This is a genomic window from Actinoallomurus acanthiterrae (genome assembly GCF_054775715.1).
This window is the reverse complement of record NZ_BAAHCO010000001.1, coordinates 6,537,624-6,555,992: the sequence shown is the minus strand read 5'-3', so window position 1 is coordinate 6,555,992 and position 18,369 is coordinate 6,537,624. Positions and strand designations below refer to the sequence as shown.

Genomic DNA, 18,369 nt, shown 5'->3' with positions numbered 1-18,369 from the left:
GGCGGTCCAGGGACTCGGCCACCTGACCGACCCGGCGGGAACGGCGGCCTCGCTGCGGGACACCTTCGCCGGCACGGACTCCATGCGGTCGTACTTCAAGGAGATCCTGGGCGGTCAGTGCACCACCGAGAACGCGTTCGAGTCGCGCCTGACCCGCGACCGGCTCGGCGCGATCGACATCCGTGGCCACCTGGGACCCACCAGCTTCGCGGGCGCCAGCGCCCACAAGGCGGTCACCGGCATCATCAAGCTCCAGCTGATGGAGGGCCGGGCCACCGGTACGAGCTCCCACGGCTGGACCTGGGAGCAGCTCGACGTCGCGCTCGGCGGCGACGCGGGGCCCGCCCACCTGACCGGCGAGACGGACCTCAACCGGCACTGGCAGTTCAACCGGTCGCGCACCAGCGGCCGCACGGGCGGCAAGGAGCTCCTCCAGCTCGATTTCAACCGGGTGTACTTCTTCCGGAGCACGGTGTCCTTCGACGTGCGGAGCCGCCTGGAGAAGCACGCCAAGCTGCTGCCCAGCGGCAGCGCGCACCACACCGAGACCGTGGGTCCCCGGCTGGTGGAGTTCGCGCTGCCCGAGCCGGAGGCCCTGGCCCAGTACGCCGACGGTCACCTGCCGATCTCCGACCGCCAGCTCAGGAACGCCATGCTCCGCTGGCACATCGGCAAACTGAAGCTCGGCGGGGATCTCGCGGCGAAGATCCTGATGCGCTGGCAGAGCGAGGTGCCCACCCTCCCGAAGGACGCGAGGGTCGGCCGCGACAAGCTGGCCCGCACGCTGGTCCGCCTGCACGAGACCGGCGCGGCCCCGATCCTGGACGAGTGGGTCAGGGACCGGTTCAACACCGCGTTCGGGCGCCGGCTCGGCGCCCCGCACGACCCGTTCACCGCGCCCGACATGCCCGAGGACGTCGTGGCGTACGCCGAGGACCGCGCGCCGCTCACCGACCAGCGGCTGGGCGAGGTGCTGAGGGGATGGCTGGACGGCGACCTGCGGCTCAGCGGCGACGTGGTGGCGCGCCTCCTGATGCGCTGGCACGCCGAGGTCCCCGAGCCGCCCGCCGGGCTGCCGGTGAACCGCCCGCCGCTGGTGGGCGTGCTGGCCGGTCTGCACACGGTCGGCGCTGTGCCGATCACGTCCCTGGAGGTCCGCGACCGGTTCAACGCGACGTTCCGCCAGAAGCTGTCGCACCCGCGCCTTCCGTTCGACCGGATGACGCTGCCGGAGTACCTCACCAGGACGGACCCGGGCGGCTTCTTCCTCGGCCACCACGGCGTCCACCGCTGGACCCACGACGACGGCCGGACGACGGAACAGATCGTCCGGCAGCAGATCGACCGGGTGGCGCCGGGCCTGCTGGGGGCCGACCCGTCGCTCTGGGACGGGAAGGGCCGCCGGATCGGCCGCATGCAGGGCGGCGTGGACCTGCTGCAGGCGATACTGGCGGAGGGACGCGACCAGATGCTCTGGGAGGAACTGCCCTCCCAGAACGGCTTCACCTTCTACCTGGCCAACCCCGTCGGCCCGGTGCTGACCGACGTCGTCAGGGTCAGGATGAGGGCCGAGCGCATCTCCGAGCCGGAGGTGCATGACTACCGGTGGAACACCGGCCTCGCGGTCTACTCGCACGGCTACGTCGGCACCGCCCAGTCCAGGTCCAGGGACGGGGCGCAGGCCCTCGTCCTGCCCAAGTTCAGCGCCGGCGGCACCAACGCCAGCGGCTCGGCCGACATCAAGACGGCCGAAGGGCACCACCGCGGCACGACCCGGGCGGAGAACGCGGTCAGCGAGATGACCGACTACGACTGGGCGAACCACTACGCCGTGCGCGTCCGCCAGCGGCTCATCGTGGAGGTCGACCGGCTCGACATGTCCGGCCGTCCCCTGGACAACCTGCTCCTCGGCGGACTGGACCGTTGGACGCGCCACAGCGCGACCGCCCGGACCACCGCGGACGGAACGCTGGACATCCAGCTGCCGCACGCGCTCGCCGAGGCCGGCACGCTGCACGGCCCGGAGCAGGTGCGCAACCTCCTTCCGCTGCCGAAGCTGAACCGCAACCTGGCCGTCGTCGGCATGACGGCGGACGGCCTGCTGCCCGCCGCCCGGAAACTGCTGGACACGCTGCTGGGCCCGCGCTGGTACGAGAAGGCGCTCGGCGCCGAGGCCGGCGATCCCGGCGTACGGTCCTTCCAGTCGCTGCCGTTCCTGCTGTCGCGGTCGCACCTGGTCAACCACGTGCTCGAGGCCACCGGCGGTGGCGAATACCGGCTGCCCCCCGACCTGTTCCGGGCCGGCGACTCCGACCTGCGCGCGGCGATGTCGCTGCGGGGGGAGCTGTTCGACGCGCAGGTCGTCATACGGATGGTCGACGGCAGCGGCGTCGGCCGCTACATCAAGCACCAGAGCGGGACCACCGCGAACAACAGCAGCGACCTGACACGCGGCACCGGCGACTACGGCATCGGCGGCACCGACACGTTCAACCCGCAGCCCGGCACCGAGGCGGCGCCGCACCGTCCGGATCACTCCTGGTCGTTGAACCACGGGGGCAGCCGCGTCACGTCGGCCAACGACAACAGCGCCGGCACCGAGAACTACCGGCGCGAGCAGGACGTCAAGGAGTACGGCTCGAAGCTGTTGGTGCGCCTGCGCGGCCAGTTCTGGCTGGAGGCGCAGAAGATGCGCCACCACCTCGTCACGCCGAACAAGCCCAAGCCCGTCGGCGCGCCGGTCCGCAGCGACCCGATCACCGGTGACGTGGTCGTGGAGATGTTCGAGGCGCAGTACGAGGAGCTGCGCGCGGAGCTGGCCGCGAACGAGCGGCAGGCCCGGCAGGCGCTGCGCGACCGGGTCGACCCGAAGGCCTGGGCCGGCCTGGGCACCGCGCCGCGCTTCGACCTGGCCCCGCTGCTCGCCGACGCTGCCGTGTACCGGCCGGACCCGACCCACCCGCAGCCCGGGCCACGACCGAAGTACGCGGCCTCCCAGGCCCACCACGCCCTGGTGAGCCACCTCCGGGAGCAGGGCGGCGCCCGCGGCCCGGTCGTGCTCACCCACGGCGCGAACACGCGGATCCTGCACTACCGGGCGATCCTCGACTGGGCGGCGCGGACGATCCGCGACGACCTGGCGGCCGCGCGCGCGGCGGACCCGTACGTGCCGGCGCCGGCCGTCCCCGACGTGTACGAGCAGCGGCGCGCCAGGCCGGACACCCGGCTGCTCGACGGCCTGACCGGCTCCCTCGACGACGAGATCACCGCGATCATCAACGAGGTCAACCGGGTCCACGCGCTCCGCCCGGACAACCCGACCGGCGCCCCCGCCGCGCTGCCGCCGGAGGCGGCGCTGCTCTCGCTCGACCCGGTCCACCTGGCCCGCGACGTCGCGCGCGAGCTGAGCACGCACGTCCGGCTGGACGTCGCACAGCCGGACGGCACGGTGCGCAGCCACTGGGCCGACCCGAGCGGCCGGCTCTACGCCTTCGACCCCAGCACCTTCGACGACCTGGCGCTGACCGCCGACCAGGCGTCGAACGCCGGGCTCTGGAGCGACGGGACCCGGCGAATCGCCGCCGACCACGGGCTCGACCCGATCGATCTCGCCCGGCTGTACCGCACCTCCTGGTCGCACCAGCGAACCTTCGAGCAGGCGGTGCTGGCCGAGGTCGCCGGGCGCCTCGATCGAATGGACACGGCCCACGCGGAGCTGCCCGGCATGTTCGGCCGGACCGCGCAGGCCGCCGCCGCGTGGCGGGGGATCGTCGCCCGGATCGAGGCGGAGCACGCCGCGGCGGCCGCGGAGACGACCCGGGCCCAGCGGGAGCTCGACGACCTCCAGCTTGCCCTGGACGACCTGTACACGCAGCGGACGCGGCTGATCCTGGACGTCTCCCCGGACCCGGCCGCGCTGGACGGTCTACGGGACCGTATCTCGGATCTGGAGGCCCGGCAGGCCGAGCAAGAGGAACTGCTGGAGCGGCACGAGGAGTCGACGGCCTACCTGACGCCGCTCCTGGCGGACGCGCGTCACGGACTCCAGGGGACGGAGGAGATCCTCGCCGACCTGCGCGTCACCGGGCGGGGCGCCGGGGCCGGCGAAGCGGCGCGCTGGACGGCGGACGCCGTACAGGAGACCGCGGACCGCCTCACCGCGTCGGAGTCCGCCCTGGACGAGCGACGGGTGAACCTGGCGTACCGGCGGCGGCAGGCGCCGTCGATCGAGCAGGCGATCCAGGGGCTTCACGACACGCTGTCGGCGGCCGGGGACGGCGCCGTCTCCCTCGCCGTCACCACCCGCGCGGACGGCACCGCCGAACGGTTCACCGTGGTCGCCGACCGAGGCGAGATCCGGTGGTTCGAGGCGGTGTCCGGACTCCCGGTGCGGCCTCCGGAGAGCGGCGGGCGGCTGTACTCCCTGGACCTCGGCGGTGACGGCCTGCTGCTCGACCCGCCCGCCGGTTTGGACGGGGCGAGGTCACAGGTCAGGTCGTTCACCTCGGTGCGCGACCTCGCGCTCGCCTCCGTCGTGGATCACCTCGGCGCCGGCCTGGCCGGACAGGTCGCGCGGCGGACGGAAGTTCAGTCGCGGCCCACGCTCGACCAGGCCCTGCTCGCGTTCGAGAACCGGCTCGTCGACCGGAGCGCGAGCATCGCCGCGTTGACGGACACCCCCCGGCCGCCCATCGTGAGCCTGGACACCGCGAGGCGCGGAGGCGTGCCGGACGACGCGTACGTCTACCGGAACGAGCGGGGCCGTCACGGGATCGGACCGGCCGACGCGGAGGTTCCGGGCTGGACGCCGCTGGGCCCGCTGGCGGACTTCGTCCCGGTCTTCTGGCTCACCCACGGTGCGCCGGCCCGGCCCACGACCGTTCAGGACGTCGCGCGCGGCGGGCTGGGCGCGGCGGTCCGGTTCCTGGCGGAAGCCGGCGACCGGACCTGGGAGGAAGACGTCCTGCGGGCGATCGAGGAACGCCCCGACCGGCTGGCCGAGGAGGTCGACCGGATTCCGGACGACCTGCCACCCGGGACGTGGATCTGGTTCATCGGCCCGTCCCGGATGGGGGCCGTGGCGGTGGTCACGGACCCGGCGGGCGCCACCAGGTACCGCGTTCTCCTGGCCGGCTCGGCCGCTCCGCGCGAGGCACGTGATCGGATCGCGCTGGCGCCGCTCGACAACGGCCGGCACACGCTCGTCGTCTCCCGGCCCCGCGCCGCCGCTCAGCCCCGACCAGCCCCTGGGCTCAGCATGACCGACCCGGTCCCGCGCACGAGTCGGACGGCTCCGGTCGCCGGCCGGTCGGACACCCGTACCGTCGGCGAGAGCGAGATCGAGCAGGCGGCCGCGCGGGCACTGAAGGCCGAGGCGGAGGCGTTCGACCAGGCACGGCTCGACGCGGCGCTCAGCGCGCGTCGCCTCCGGCCGATCGACGTTCCGGCCGACGACAACTGCTTCTACCACAGCCTCCTCGCCATCGCCGGTCCCTACCTCGCCCGGGAGATCCCCGGCCTGCGGAGCATCCGGCCCGGCAGCCGCGAGGCCGTGCAGGTGGTGCGGAACTGGCTGGCGGACCGGCTGGAGGCGGATCTCGCGGTGGCGGACGAGGGCCTGCTCTCGCGGTACGCCGGTTTCTTCCACGAGTCAGGGGACGGAACCTCCTTCGCGGACTGGAGCCGTGCGCTCGTAAACCAGATCCGCCGGATGGACAGCTGGCGCAACGAGACGGGCGACCTCGTCGCGCACCTGGCGGCGAACGAGCTCGGCCTGCCCGTCACGCTGGTCCAGGACCGGCACGTGACGCAGCTCGGGCCCGCCGGCGGCGCCCGTGTCCACTTCATCCGCACTCCGGGCCATTTCCGGGGCGCCGAGAGCACGGACGAGGACGCGCCGCAGATCCCGTGGGACCGGCTCCGCCCGGCGCCGCCGACGCCCGCCGACCGGTCCGCCCGCCAGTTCGCGCTGCTGCGCGGGTCCTCGGAACGACGCGTCGAGCGCGCGGGCACCGACTACCGGGACCTGCGGGAGCACCTCGACCCGGACGCCAGGCCCGCGGTCGACGCGCAGGCGCGGGAGATCGTCGACCGCTTCTGGAACGCCCACGCGGCGGGCGGCCACGTCGACGTGCCGCCGCACCGCCGCGCACAGCACCGCCTCGACGGCATGCGGCGCGCGGCGGCCGACCTCGAAGGCCTGATCCGGAACCTCCGCGGGCAGCTCGGTGACCCACCGGCTTCGGAACCGCCGAACCAGGGCGTACGGGCCGGGCACCCCCGTGTCGGACCACCTCGTGAGCGAGGTCAACTCCCAGCTGGCCCGCCTCGGCGGCGCATGGCTCGGCGGCCGGGTCGACCGCGGGGAGGTCGAACAGGCGCTGCGCGACATCCCGCGGGACGGCCCCACGGACCATCGAGGACTGGCCACCGACCTCGCCCATCAGATCGCCCTCGATGAGGCACCCCGGGTGCTCGGGGGCGGACAGGGCACCGAGCATGAGAGGCCCTTCATCGTCCACGTTCACCAGGGCGCGCGGTTCAGGGACAGCAGAGAGGTCCTCGTCTACAACCGGAGGACCGGCGTCAAGGTGGAGACCGACACCGGCGGCATCTACATGGCCGGCGGTCGGTACTTCGCGTCGCAACAGTCGGCGCGGGCATCGAGACGGGGACGGGTCAAGGACCAGAACGTCACGATCACCGAAGTGGTCACCGCGATCGAACGGGTGCTGCCGTTCGGCGAGGAGAATCGTCACGACCCCGAGGTCGTGGAGGCCGGGGTCCAGGACGTGGAGCGGCGGCTGAACAACGCGGTGCGCCTCCGGGACGGCGAAGGCGGGCGCGGCTCGCGCGGCAGCACCCTGAGGGAGCTGTTCGGTGACGACCCCGACTACGAGTACGGGCCCAGGGCGGACGACGTGACCATCCTCCGGCCACCCGGATCCGTGAAGACGGCCGGCCTGCACCTCACCGAGGGAGTACCGGTCGCGTTCACCCCCGCCTTCCTGGTCGCGGCCCAGAGGTACGTGACCCACAGGGACATGACCAGCGCGCTACGGGCCGGCTTGCGGTTCGGCGCGGAGGTGACGCGCGACTACCTGAACGAAGACCTGGGGCAGCGCGTGGGCCGGTTCGCCGTGCCGGCGATGGAACACGTGCCGGGCGTCGCGGACGTGCGGACGGCGGCGACGCTGCTGAACACGCACACGTACGCTGCGGCCCACGTGTTCCTTCGCGACGACGAATTGGCGAAGAACCTCGTGTACGGGGTCCTGCGCACGTCCTTCGCCGGTATCCGCGAATCATTCTGGGACGAGGTCCAGGAGTTCCTCGAGGCCGGCCGTGACCGAATCCGGACCAGGCTGAAGACGGATCTCAGGAAACGGCTCGCGTCGGCCATCCGCCGCTACGAGCAGCGCCGACGCGCGTCGAACGAGCAGCCGCTCGATCTGTTCGACTACACGCTGAACGACAAGACGATGACTGTCGGCGACTACGCCGACAACATGCTGCTGCCGCTGAGCCGGACCCGCGTCCTCGTCGAGCAGTACGACGCGATGAACGTCCGGACGGACTTCCGCAGCACCGACGACAACCGCGGCGCCCTCGCGATCGACCTGGCCGTGCTGGAGATGCGCGAGGTCGGTCCGCCGGGGCCGAGCCTCCGGGCGGAGATGCGCACCGCCCGGGCGTTCGCCGAGCTCGCACGGCGGTTCTACGCGTGGGCCGAGCGGGTGGACCGTAACATCCGGACCGCCGAGGGCCGGGCCTTCAACGAGGGCCTGGCCGAGGCGGTGCGGGCGGTCAGCGCTCACAATCCCTCCGGCGGCGACATGGTGACGACCGTTCGCGACCTACTCGACTCGATCGCGCGCAGGACCCCCCATGTGGTCGTCGATCCGATCTTCCGCGGGAACGTGACCAGCAACCTTCAGGCCGACGCGGTCGTGGCGCTGCGCGACCTCATCCGCTACGCCGACGCCGAGGCCGCCCGCGGCGTACGGCACGCGCTCGCCGCGATCCGGAACGCCCTCGTCGACGAGCGGAACGCGGGCCCGGTGCGCGCCGGCCGTCGTGACCTGGACCACGTGCGCCGGCGCGTCGATCAGGTGATCGAGGACCTGCGCGCGTACGAACACCGGCACACCCCCGGCCCGTCCGGCACGCAGACGCGGCGCCGTCGGTTCGGCGGCCTGCGCGGCGGATCCCCGGACCACGACAGGAATCCGCTGTCGGAACAGTGGCCGATCGGCCGTCGGCTGACCGTCATGGCACCTCGGTTCGGCGACCCCGGCGACCTGACCGAGGTGTCCCTGGACGAGGTGCCGGTCGTCGGCGAGTCCTCCGGGGCGCCATTCGCGTACGAGCGCCCGCATCCGTCCCGCTCGACGCCGTACACCTACGAGATCGATCGCACGGGCGTGGTCAGGCTGTCCGGCGAGGAGCTGTCGCCCTTCGGATGGACGAGGTTCGGGGACGACTTCGTCCACGAGCCGACCGGCGCCTATCTGCGGGGGGACAACGGCTGGCTCGGTCGCGTCGGCAATCACGACACGCTCCTGGAGGCGCTGACCTCGCTGGACCCGGGGGCCCGGCCGTACCGGCTCGTGGTGGACGAGAACGCCGTGTACCTGGTGCCGCTCGAGGAGCGCGGTACGGCCGTCCGCATCCCCTTGAAGGACGGCGCCGCCGGCGCCGGGCGCGACCAGTGGAGGAACGAGCCGGCCGACGACCGGCCGGTGACGGACCTGATGCTCCCCGCGCAGGCGTCCGACGAGCATGCGCCGGCCGTACGACCCGCGGTGGAGGTGACCGAGCCGCAGGTCCCGGAGCCGGTAGAGCCCGTGGTGGAGGTGACCGAGCCGCGGGTCCCGGAGCCGGTATCCCCGGAGGATGCGCGGTCCGGCACGCTCACCGGCCAGACGGCGGCGGACGATGAGCTGTACGCCGCTTACCGGACCTTCTGGGAGGCGCTGGAAGATTCCGGCGATACGGAGGCGCGAGGCTCGGACGCGACACCGCTCGCGCCGTGGTACGTGGAGCGCGGCGGGCTCGGCGACGGTTCCGTGTCGTCGGTCGCCGAGGTGGTGGACGGGTCGCTGCCGGGCGGCCGGCCCGACGAGTCGGTCACCCGCTGGATCGATGGCGTCACCTCCGGGCTGTCATCGTCCGTGGCACGTGCGGTCCGCAAGAAGATCCTCGCGCTGCTGGCCGAGAAGGACCCCGTGAGGTGGGAGCGGCTGCTGCTCCACGGCAAGTTGATCGTCGAGAAGGACGCACGGGTCAGGCTGTCCTTCTCGGTGGAGCAGACGGAGTTCGCGCCGCCGGAGGACGCGGGGACCGATCCGGGCCACCAGACGTTCTTCAGCAAGTACGGCGACACCACGTACGCCGAGGAGGTCATGCGCCAAGCCCTGAGCGGGAGGAGCGCGCAGGTAGAGCCGATCCTGTTCCTCTCGGTGGGGTTGCAGGCAGGGCTGTCGCACGTCTCGCCGGTGTTCAAGGTCGGGACGGAGCGCGGCCACGGTTCCTGGCACACCATCCTGATGGAGGTCCAGTCGGGGAACCGGGTCATCGCCAACGCCACCCACGGTCACGCGGCACGGATCCGGGTGCGGGCCACCGTCAACCGGGTCGAGCGTCCGGACCTCCTGCTCTCGGGCAGGGCGCGGCTGGCGTTCCCCACGGTCTACTCGTCCGCCGCCGAGACCGCGGCCCTCGCGGTGCCGTCCGGTGACGGCGGGCACCCGGTCGTGCGGGTCGTGGACCCGGCCGTGCTGGACGGCCTCGACCACGCGGTCACCGCGATCGTGCCCGAAGCGCTGCTGGCGGGGCTGCGCAGCGTCCTCGACCATCTCGGTCTCCCGGCGAAGGACGTCGATGAGATCGTGCAGGACGTCGCCGAGGAGTACGTCAACGAGAAGACGTTCAAGGACCGCAGCCAGTGGTGGCTGACCGGGAGCTGGGTGACGGGCCTGATCGCCAAGAGGCTGTCCGCCCTGTCCACGTTCCAGGGACATCTGGAGGTCAGCGGCCGGCCGCACACCGTGCGGTACGTGACGACCACCGAGAAGGAGGTCCTGCTCCGTAACGACATCGCGGACACGGTCCGGATCGGCGACGGCCAGAAGCACAGCTCCGGGGCGAGCGCCACCCCGGGCGTCGCCTTCGGCATCGAGCTCGGCTCCCATCTGGCCACGCCCAGTGTCGATCTGCCGAAGCTGGGGTCATCGCGGGAGCACGGGCGCACCCTGACCTCCGGAGGGCAGGTCAAGAACGCCACCATGCGCAAGGACCGCCTGGTCCGCTATCAGACCGAGTTCGTGGTGACGGTCTCGGTCAAGTCCGACCGCGGCGATGTCCCGTTCACTCTTCCGGTCATCGGCGAGCTGGGGATCGGTCTCGCGCACGCCGAGAAGTTCGAGCGCGGCGCTCTGGGCGGAGTGCTCACCGGCTCCGGCCTCATCCCCGCGGAGGCGCCGAAGAAATCGGGGAACCAGGAGGATCTCGAAGCGCCCGCCGGGTCGACGGCGCTGGATGAGGGGTTGCCGGCGGAGACGGAGGCGCTCGAGGAAGATGCGCCGGTCCGATCGGAGGTGCCCGCCGAGCCGGAAACGCTGGAGCCGGAGACGGTCGCCGACGGAACACTCGCCGCGCCGGAGCCCGCGGCAGGACGTTCGGCGCCGTCCTGGGCCGACTTCGCCCGGTGGCTGAGGTCGCGGTTCACGGACGGAGGCCCGCCCGCGCCCTTCCTTGGCGACGGAGTGCGGGACGTCGGCGACCTCATCGCGTTGGCCTCCCGAGGGCCGATCGAGATCGTCCTTCCTCCCACGCTGCACGACGCGCTCGTCCCCCATTGGCTGGTCGCGGAGGACGGCTGGCGGACCCTGTACGCGCATCCCGGCATCACCTGGGTGCTGCCGACGGACGAGCACGCGTTCCTCGTCTCCGGTGAGGACTCCGGTGCCTCCGGCGGCGCGGTGTGGCGATACGTGCTGGACGAGAATGCGCGAGTGGTCGGCGCCCTCCTCATGGACGAGCACGAGGGCGAGCGGGAGCCGCGCTGGTACGTCCCCAATCCGGCCAGGGAGCCGATGACGGCCGAGGCGCCGTCGCCGTGGCACGAGGATCTGCTGTCGCCGCTGCGCGCGGCGGAGCTGACGGCCCTCACCGACTTCCTGGCCTCAGGAGGGATCCCGCAGGTCCAGTTGACCGAGGCGTTGCGGAGTCGGCTGGCGGAGCCGGGCGGGGACCGGACTCTGCACGACGCCGTCGACGCGCTGATGGCGGAGCCGCGGATCCAGGTGGTGGCCGCCGACGGCAGGCGAGTCGAGGAGCAGGAAGGCGGAGAGAAGGCCGGAGAGAAGCGGTTCGTCATCGACGAGCGCGGTCAGGTGCATGGTCCGCTGCGGACCTGGCGTCATGTGGTGCATCCTCGTGAGCCGCTCGCGCTGGCCGCCCGTACCGGTTTGGGCCGGGGCATCGTGCGGGAGATGCCGGGCCGGGAGAAGGCCTACCGCGAGCTGGTGGACGAGCTCGCACGGCAGATGCGTACGGCCGGCGTCGTGGGCGAGATGTCCGCCGCCCTTCGTCAGCATCTGGCGCGGGCGCTGGCCATGAAGTTCGGCGTGCCCGGCGCTCGCGGCACGATGGCGGACGGCATCGACGGCGACATCAGTCACGAGCTGACGATCGGCGGCTACAAGTTCACCGCCGTGCTCTACACCGAGCTGCGGGCGCTGCGCCGCGATCCGGTGGCCGAGACCGACGTCAGCCTGGACACCCAGCGCAAGAACGTCGCGGGGCTGGACACCGAGGACAAGAAGGGCCGCACCATCGGCGCCGGGTTCAAGCTCAGCTTCCGGATCAAGCTGGCCCGGCTGTTCAGCCTGGACCTGCACCTGCTCGAACTGAAGGCCGAGCGCGCCCGGCACCACAAGATCGGTAACAGTACGGGGGTCAAGGAGTACCGCCGCGAACGGACGAACGGGAACGTCACCCGTTTTGAATACGCGACCGCTTACACGTCGGCGGTCACGACGAGCCGTACGTCCGGAGACCTGGTCGCGGCCCGGGTATGGGAGCAGTCCGGTGACGAGTACTGGACCGCCGTCACCGTCTCCGACGCGCACCTGCCCGCCAAGCCGCTCCCCGCCGACGAGATCCTGGCGTACGGCGAGGTCACGGTGAAGACCGGGCCGATGGACGAGGAGGGTCTCCGGCGGCTGGCCGCCCCGCTCGGGAAGGACAGGGGCGAGGAGTTCGATCTCAGCCGGGAGGGGCTGACCGGCATCCAGCTCAACCTGACCGGCGTCAGCGAGATCTCGGCGCACATGGCCGAGCTGGTGGCTGCGCACAACAAGGCGCCCGGACCCAGGCCCCAGGCCGACGCGTTCAAACAGGTGCTCGCCGCGCTCGTGCCGTCCGGTCGGCGGTACGGCGCCGTGGAGCGGATCCTGCGCACCGGCACGCACACGTTCCTGGAGTCCAATGCCCGGCGCCTGCTGAGCCGCCGTGGCCTGCGGATTCCGCTGCCCTCGACCGCCGGCGGATGGCGGCAGGAGCTCCGAATCCGGATGCGGACCTTCAACGTCCGTCACGAGCAGACGGTCAAGGGCGCCACCTTGGAGCAGTACACCGAGGCCGATCTCCGGTTCGGTGAGGAGAGGGCCGCCAATTACGGTCTCGACGGTTCCGCCGGTCCGGGCGGTGTGGTGCGGCTCGGCCTGCCGTCCGCCGAGAGCCACAACGAGGGCGAAGGCCACCAGACGACCAGCCAGAAGGTGGGCAACCAGATCTCAGGCGGCGCCATGGGCGGCGGCGATGTGTCCTTCCCGAGCCGCAGCGTGACCGACATGGGCGGTGCGCTGGATCTGAACCTGGGCACCTACTCGGGCGACAGCGAGCAACTCGGCGCCGATCCGGTCTACACCATCCAGTACCGGCGCTGGCGCTCCGTGAGCGGGTCGCGTAAGTTGCGCCGCGCCTTCATCCGGGGCAGGGGGACCCGGGTCTCCTACCGCGTCGAACGGCATGTGAAGATCACCCGGGGGACCGAGCTCCTCGTCCCGTACGTCCGCGCCGCCGACCACGGCCTGCCCGTGCCGGCCCGGGAGGACCTGCCGTCCGCAACGGGCGAACGTCACTACCTGGGCGACGACCTGGCCTTGGCCGCCGCGCACATCGAGGACGTCGACGCGGCCGACGTCGTCGACACGATCGAGGCCATGCTCGGCGGTGACCTGGATCCGGACGTGCTCGGCGCGATCGAGACGGCCTTCGACGAGGAGGCGATCCGCGGCCAGTACAAGATCGCGCGCCGAGGCGGGATCCACCGCGTCCTCACCACCCCCGCCCAGACGTGGGCTGAGGGCCGTGTCTGGGACTACCTGAAGATGCCCGCCCGCAACGGCGGGACGCTGCACACCGGAATCCGGGTGACCGCCATCGAGGACTCGATCGCCTACCGGCGGCCCAGGCCCGACGTGAAGGTGACGACCGGTGGACAGGCGTTCGTCCAGATCGGCGAGCATCGGAGCCGCGGCCACGCCTGGCGCGGCGGCGGCTTCTTCCACGGCCGGTGGGCGACCGCGCCGCTGGGCCTGCGGCCGGCCGGCGGAGTGAGCGTCAAGTACGAGCGCAGACACGGGCTGAAGGTCGGCGTCGAATCCACCGCGCGCGACGTCCGGCGCGCCACGGCCAAGGACACCTCACAAGAGTTCCGGCACGGCGGCCGGTTCCGCGTCGAGGTGTTCCACCGGTACTCGCCGAGCGAGTTCTCCCGGCGGACCGCGCAGGTCGCGAAGGCCGTGCCCACGCTTGTGGACATCCTCTCCCTGGGCGAGAGCCGGCGAATGTGGTGGCGCCTGTTCCCCACCACCACCCCGGCGGCCGCCACCAGGGAGGTGCCCGGCCGGGCCACGGTCCTCGTGCCCACCCACCTGACCGCGGCCGGCCCAAGGCCGTCCTCGACCTCGGCCGGTCAGGCCTCGGCTTCGGCCGCGGCATCGGTGTCGGCCCCCGTACGGCCGATGATCACGCGCACGCCGCCGCCGGCTCCCACGGCACTGGCCACCTCGCTCGCCGAGCACGTGCACGCCATGGCGATGCCCGGAATCGAGCACCTGGCACGCTGGGCGCCGGCCGCCGCGACACCCCGGCGCCGGATCGACGGCGCGGCGGTGGCGCGCGGTGTCGCACCGACGGTCGAGGAGTTCGGCCCGACCCACCAGGACGGCCTGACCGGCGACATCGGGCTCGACGAACGCGACGCCTCCGCCAACGTCGACAAGTTGCTGCGCGGCACTTACCGCATCCCGCTGGTCGGCGGTGAGTACCTCACCGTGCAGATGGTGCCCGGCCGGGGACGATGGCTGACCCGGGGCGGATTCACCGGGCTCAACTTCCCCGAGCACTCCCAGGAACCGGCGCGGGAACACGAAGCCGAGCGGGGGTGGAGCGTCGACGGCGAATTCGACCTCGGCCACACGTTCGCCCGGCCGCTGGAGGAGCACGCCGACCAGCCCATGATCGACCCCGGGATTTCCGCCGGCCGGGACAACCGGATCGCTCGTTCGCACAAGAACTCGGCCGGCGACTACGTCGAGTCCAACCGGCAGCGCGACGACGACTACGACTACTACACCTTCGACGCCCGATTCCACGTCAGCGGCCCGCACGGGCACTACGTCGTCCTGGACGTCCCCGACGGCTTCATCGGCATGCTTCCGGCCACGGTGGTCCGGCGACTGATCACCGACCTGGGCCTGGACCTGGAACGACCGCCGCTGGGCGACACCGACCTGCCGGCGCAGTGGGCCGAGAACGGCACTCTTCCTCCCGAGGCCACCGCCGCGATCATCGACCGGGCGGGAGGCATGGCGGTGCTCCGCGGCCGGACACTGCGGCTGTGGACCCGCGCCGACCACTTGGCGTCGGCCGCCGCGGCGGCGGACCGGATCACCGCCCAGACCGGCGTACCGGTCGAACTGCTCACCAGCGACGCCGACGGAACGATCAGCCGGTACCCGCGCAGCGCGCGTCAGGCCTCGCGGCCGGCGACCACGCCCGCCGGCGAGCCGGACGATGCCATCAAGCCACCGCACGACCGGCTCGCGGGGCTGACGGACGAGGATCTGCCCGCCTCCGCGCCCCTCATCGACGAAGACCGGCAGGTCTCCCTCGCCGACCTCGAACGCGCCGGGATCGACCTGACGACCGCGCAACGGAGCCAGGCGATCCTGAACGGCGGCCTGCGCGGCGCGGACCTCACACGCGTCCAGCGCTTCCAGTTGGCCGCGAAGACCGAGCCCGTCGCACCCGAGACATCGGCGGCGACGGCCGAGCCCGTGACTCCCGAGGTGCCGGCGGAGACGACCGAGAGCGTCGCTCCCGAGGCATCGGCGGAGACGGCCGGGGCGCTCGTGCCCGTTCGCGCCGATGACCTCGCCGGCGTGGTGAAGGCCGTACCGGCCCCGCCCGCGAGCCGGCCGCAGTGGCGGGAGATCCGCTCGGCGGACGGGCGCGAGGTCGGACAGGCGTACTTCGCCGAGGACGACTGGCGGCTCCGCTCGCCCTTCTACGGAGGGTTGCAGGACGCGGATTTCCGGTCCTGGTCGGGAGCGCCGGGCCGGGAGGTGAGCGCGCCGGTCGAGGTGCCGGTCGGCGACCGCGACGGCGTGTACCTCCTGGCATGGCACGGCTCCCAGCCGCCGCCGGACACGGCGGGCGTCGTCGCGACCACGGCGCGAGAGATCATCAGTCGTGGTTTCACCACACTGTTCCTCCTGCCGTGCACGGACGCCGGTGTGACGCCGTCACCCGAGCTGGGACGGGTGGCCCGGGAGCACGGCCTGACGATCATCGAGGGGACGGGCGGGATCGCGCCGACGCCGGGGGTGATCGACCTCCTGCCGGACGCCGCCGGCCGGGCCGTGCCGGTGCGCCGCTACCGCCCCGACGGAGGCGTCGACCACTACGGTCCCGCGCCGGAGCGCATCGCAGAACCGCTGCCGAAGGCGTCACCCGGAGGCGAGGCCGTCGACGCCCCCGGCTCCGAAGTGCCGGAGGAGCCTGGCGGAGACCTGGCCGAACTGCCGGTCGTCCCGCAGGAGGGTGAGGCGTTCGGCAGGGCGCTGGCACGGGCGCTGGACCGCGGAGCGTCCCTTCTGCGGACCGGGGACGAGACGAGCACGCCCGGCGGGCCGTCGGCGGCGATGGGCTCCCCGTTCGACCGGTTGATGGCGGGTCTGACCGAGGAGAGCCTGCCCGCGTCCGCGCCGCTCTTCGGCGCGGACGGGCACGTCCGGGTCCAGGACCTGGAGAACGCCGGAGCCTCGCTGACGGCCGCCCAGCACACCCAGGCGGTCCTGCAGGACGGCGCTCTGCCCGTCGCGAGCCTCACCCGCGTCCAGCGGTTCCGGCTGGCGATGGAGGATCCGCTCGCCGACCACGAGACGCGGGCGGGGCTGCTGGCGGTCGTCGACTCCGCGGCCCGGACGCTGGGCGTACGGCTCGCGCTCGCCGAGACACCGCAGCCGCCGGGTCCGCCGGCCCTTCCGGACCCCGTCTTCCACAACGCGTCCACCGTCACCGGTACGGGCGCGGGTCGGCTGACGGCCGTCGTGGAGCGCCCCGAATTCCAGGACGTGAACGAGGACCCGGAGTCGGTTCCCGACGGCTACGGCAGGCCCCTGCAGTACGCGGACGGCACCCGCGTCCCGCTGTTCGACGGGCAGCCGACGCGCCTGCAGGCGTATCAGGGCGGCCTCGACGACTGCCAGCTGGTCACCCTGATCGGCGCGGTCGCGGCGCGGTACCCCGGGGTCATCGGCGGCCGCGTACGAGAGACCCAGGACGGCAACTATCAGGTGTCGTTGAATGAGGCGGAGTACGTGGAGGAGGACGACCTGTACCGGCCGACCGGGAGGCTCATCACCCTCACCGTGACGCCCGACCTGCCCGTCTTCGCCGACGACCCCGGGACGCCCGCCTTCGCACGGGGGGCGGGAACGGCGTGGGCGCCGATCCTGGAGAAGGCGTTCGCCGGAATCGACCAGACCTGGAGCGCCGAACGATGGCAGCGATGGATCGACGGGTGGACGGCGATGGGAGGAGACGAAGAAGCCGTCCCGCGGGGGTACGTCCGCCTCCACCAGGGCAACCTTCAGGAGGAGGGCGCCGAGATGCTCACCCAGCTGACCGGCCTGCGCTCGTCGTTCCTCGAGATCCCCGGCTTCTTCGAACCGCCCGGTCCCGAAGCGGATCAGCGGCTCATCGACGGCTTCCGTACGCTGCTCGGCGAGAACAAGCCGATCGTGGTCGGCACGCGGTCGCCCGAGGAAGAAGGCGGCGATCAGCTACTCGCCGCCGGTCTTCTCGAGGGCCATTACTACGACGTCGTCCTCGTGGACGACGAGGGGTTCATCCACCTGTACAACCCGTGGAACCGACTGCATCCTCCGCCGCTCACGGCTCAGGGATTCAGGTCCGCCTTCTCGGGGTTCTACATCACCTGGTTGGGATCATGACGACGGACAACATGCCCTCGATCCCGGATTCGATCCGGGATGCCGCCCGGCTCGCCCCGGACCACTGGCTCGGGATGGTGGACCCCGCCTGGACCGGTGCGGGCGAACCGCCCTCGTGGGCGATGCTCGGCCAGTGGCGGTCGAGTCCCGACGGCGAGATCGTCGAGTGGCGGGAGAACGAGGAGTACCGCCCGTCGCCGACGGCCCTCGGCTGGGCCGAGCCGGCCGATGACGTCGACGCGGCCGTGCAGCTCGCGGCGACCGGCTACGGGCCCGGCGAGGCGGTGACCGAGGCGCTGGCCGCGGCGAAGGAGGTGGCGGTCTTCGTCACCCCCGACGGCGACCCGGTGGCCGCGACCGCACCGGACGGGAAGACCCCGGTGATCCCCGTGTTCACGTCGCCCGTCTACCTCCACGCCGCCGGTCGGCTGGCGTTCGAGCTGATGGACCTGTGGGAGCTGGTCGACTCGCTCCCCGAGGAACACGTCCTCTACCTCAACCCCTCGGCTCCGGTGAGCATGACGGTGGAGACCGGCATGCTCCTGACGGCGCTGGAACAGACCGGTGCGGACGCCGATGATCAGGAAACGGACGCCGGCGAGGCCGGTGATCAGGAGGACGTCGTCGAGCCGCCGGCGCGTCCGGCCACGGTCGGCGGCGGCCCTGCCGGTGAGGATGCCTGATCCACCCTCCGCTGGGCCGAGGCCGTCGAAAACAGTCGCAAACGGGCGTGACCGGAAAAAATCGGTCGTATGCGGTGAACGAAAGCGCCATCGGGTCCGTATGCGTATGCGGGGCCACCTTTCGCCGATTCGCCTCCGTACGGACCGAGAGGTGA

The 18,369-nt window shown here is 72.2% G+C and carries 2 protein-coding genes; both read left to right on the top strand.

Features of this window, described 5'->3' with window-relative positions; all coding sequences use genetic code 11:
• Positions 1 to 6,296 precede the first annotated feature (6,296 nt).
• On the top strand, positions 6,297 to 17,531 hold the full coding sequence (locus ACYVF7_RS31005; protein ID WP_460347712.1) for a hypothetical protein: 11,235 nt from the start codon (positions 6,297 to 6,299) through the stop codon (positions 17,529 to 17,531).
• Positions 17,528 to 18,214 carry a type VII secretion system-associated protein gene (locus ACYVF7_RS31000; RefSeq protein WP_460347710.1) on the top strand — a complete coding sequence of 229 codons (687 nt, stop codon included), beginning with the start codon at positions 17,528 to 17,530 and terminating at the stop codon, positions 18,212 to 18,214. Before ACYVF7_RS31005 ends, ACYVF7_RS31000 begins: the two co-directional genes overlap by 4 nt.
• The last annotated feature ends 155 nt before the right edge of the window (positions 18,215 to 18,369 follow it).

Coding starts and splice junctions, on each gene's coding strand:
- ACYVF7_RS31000 (WP_460347710.1), top strand. CDS start 17,528: ATGACGACGGACAACATGCCCTCGATCCCGGATTCGATCCGGGATGCC.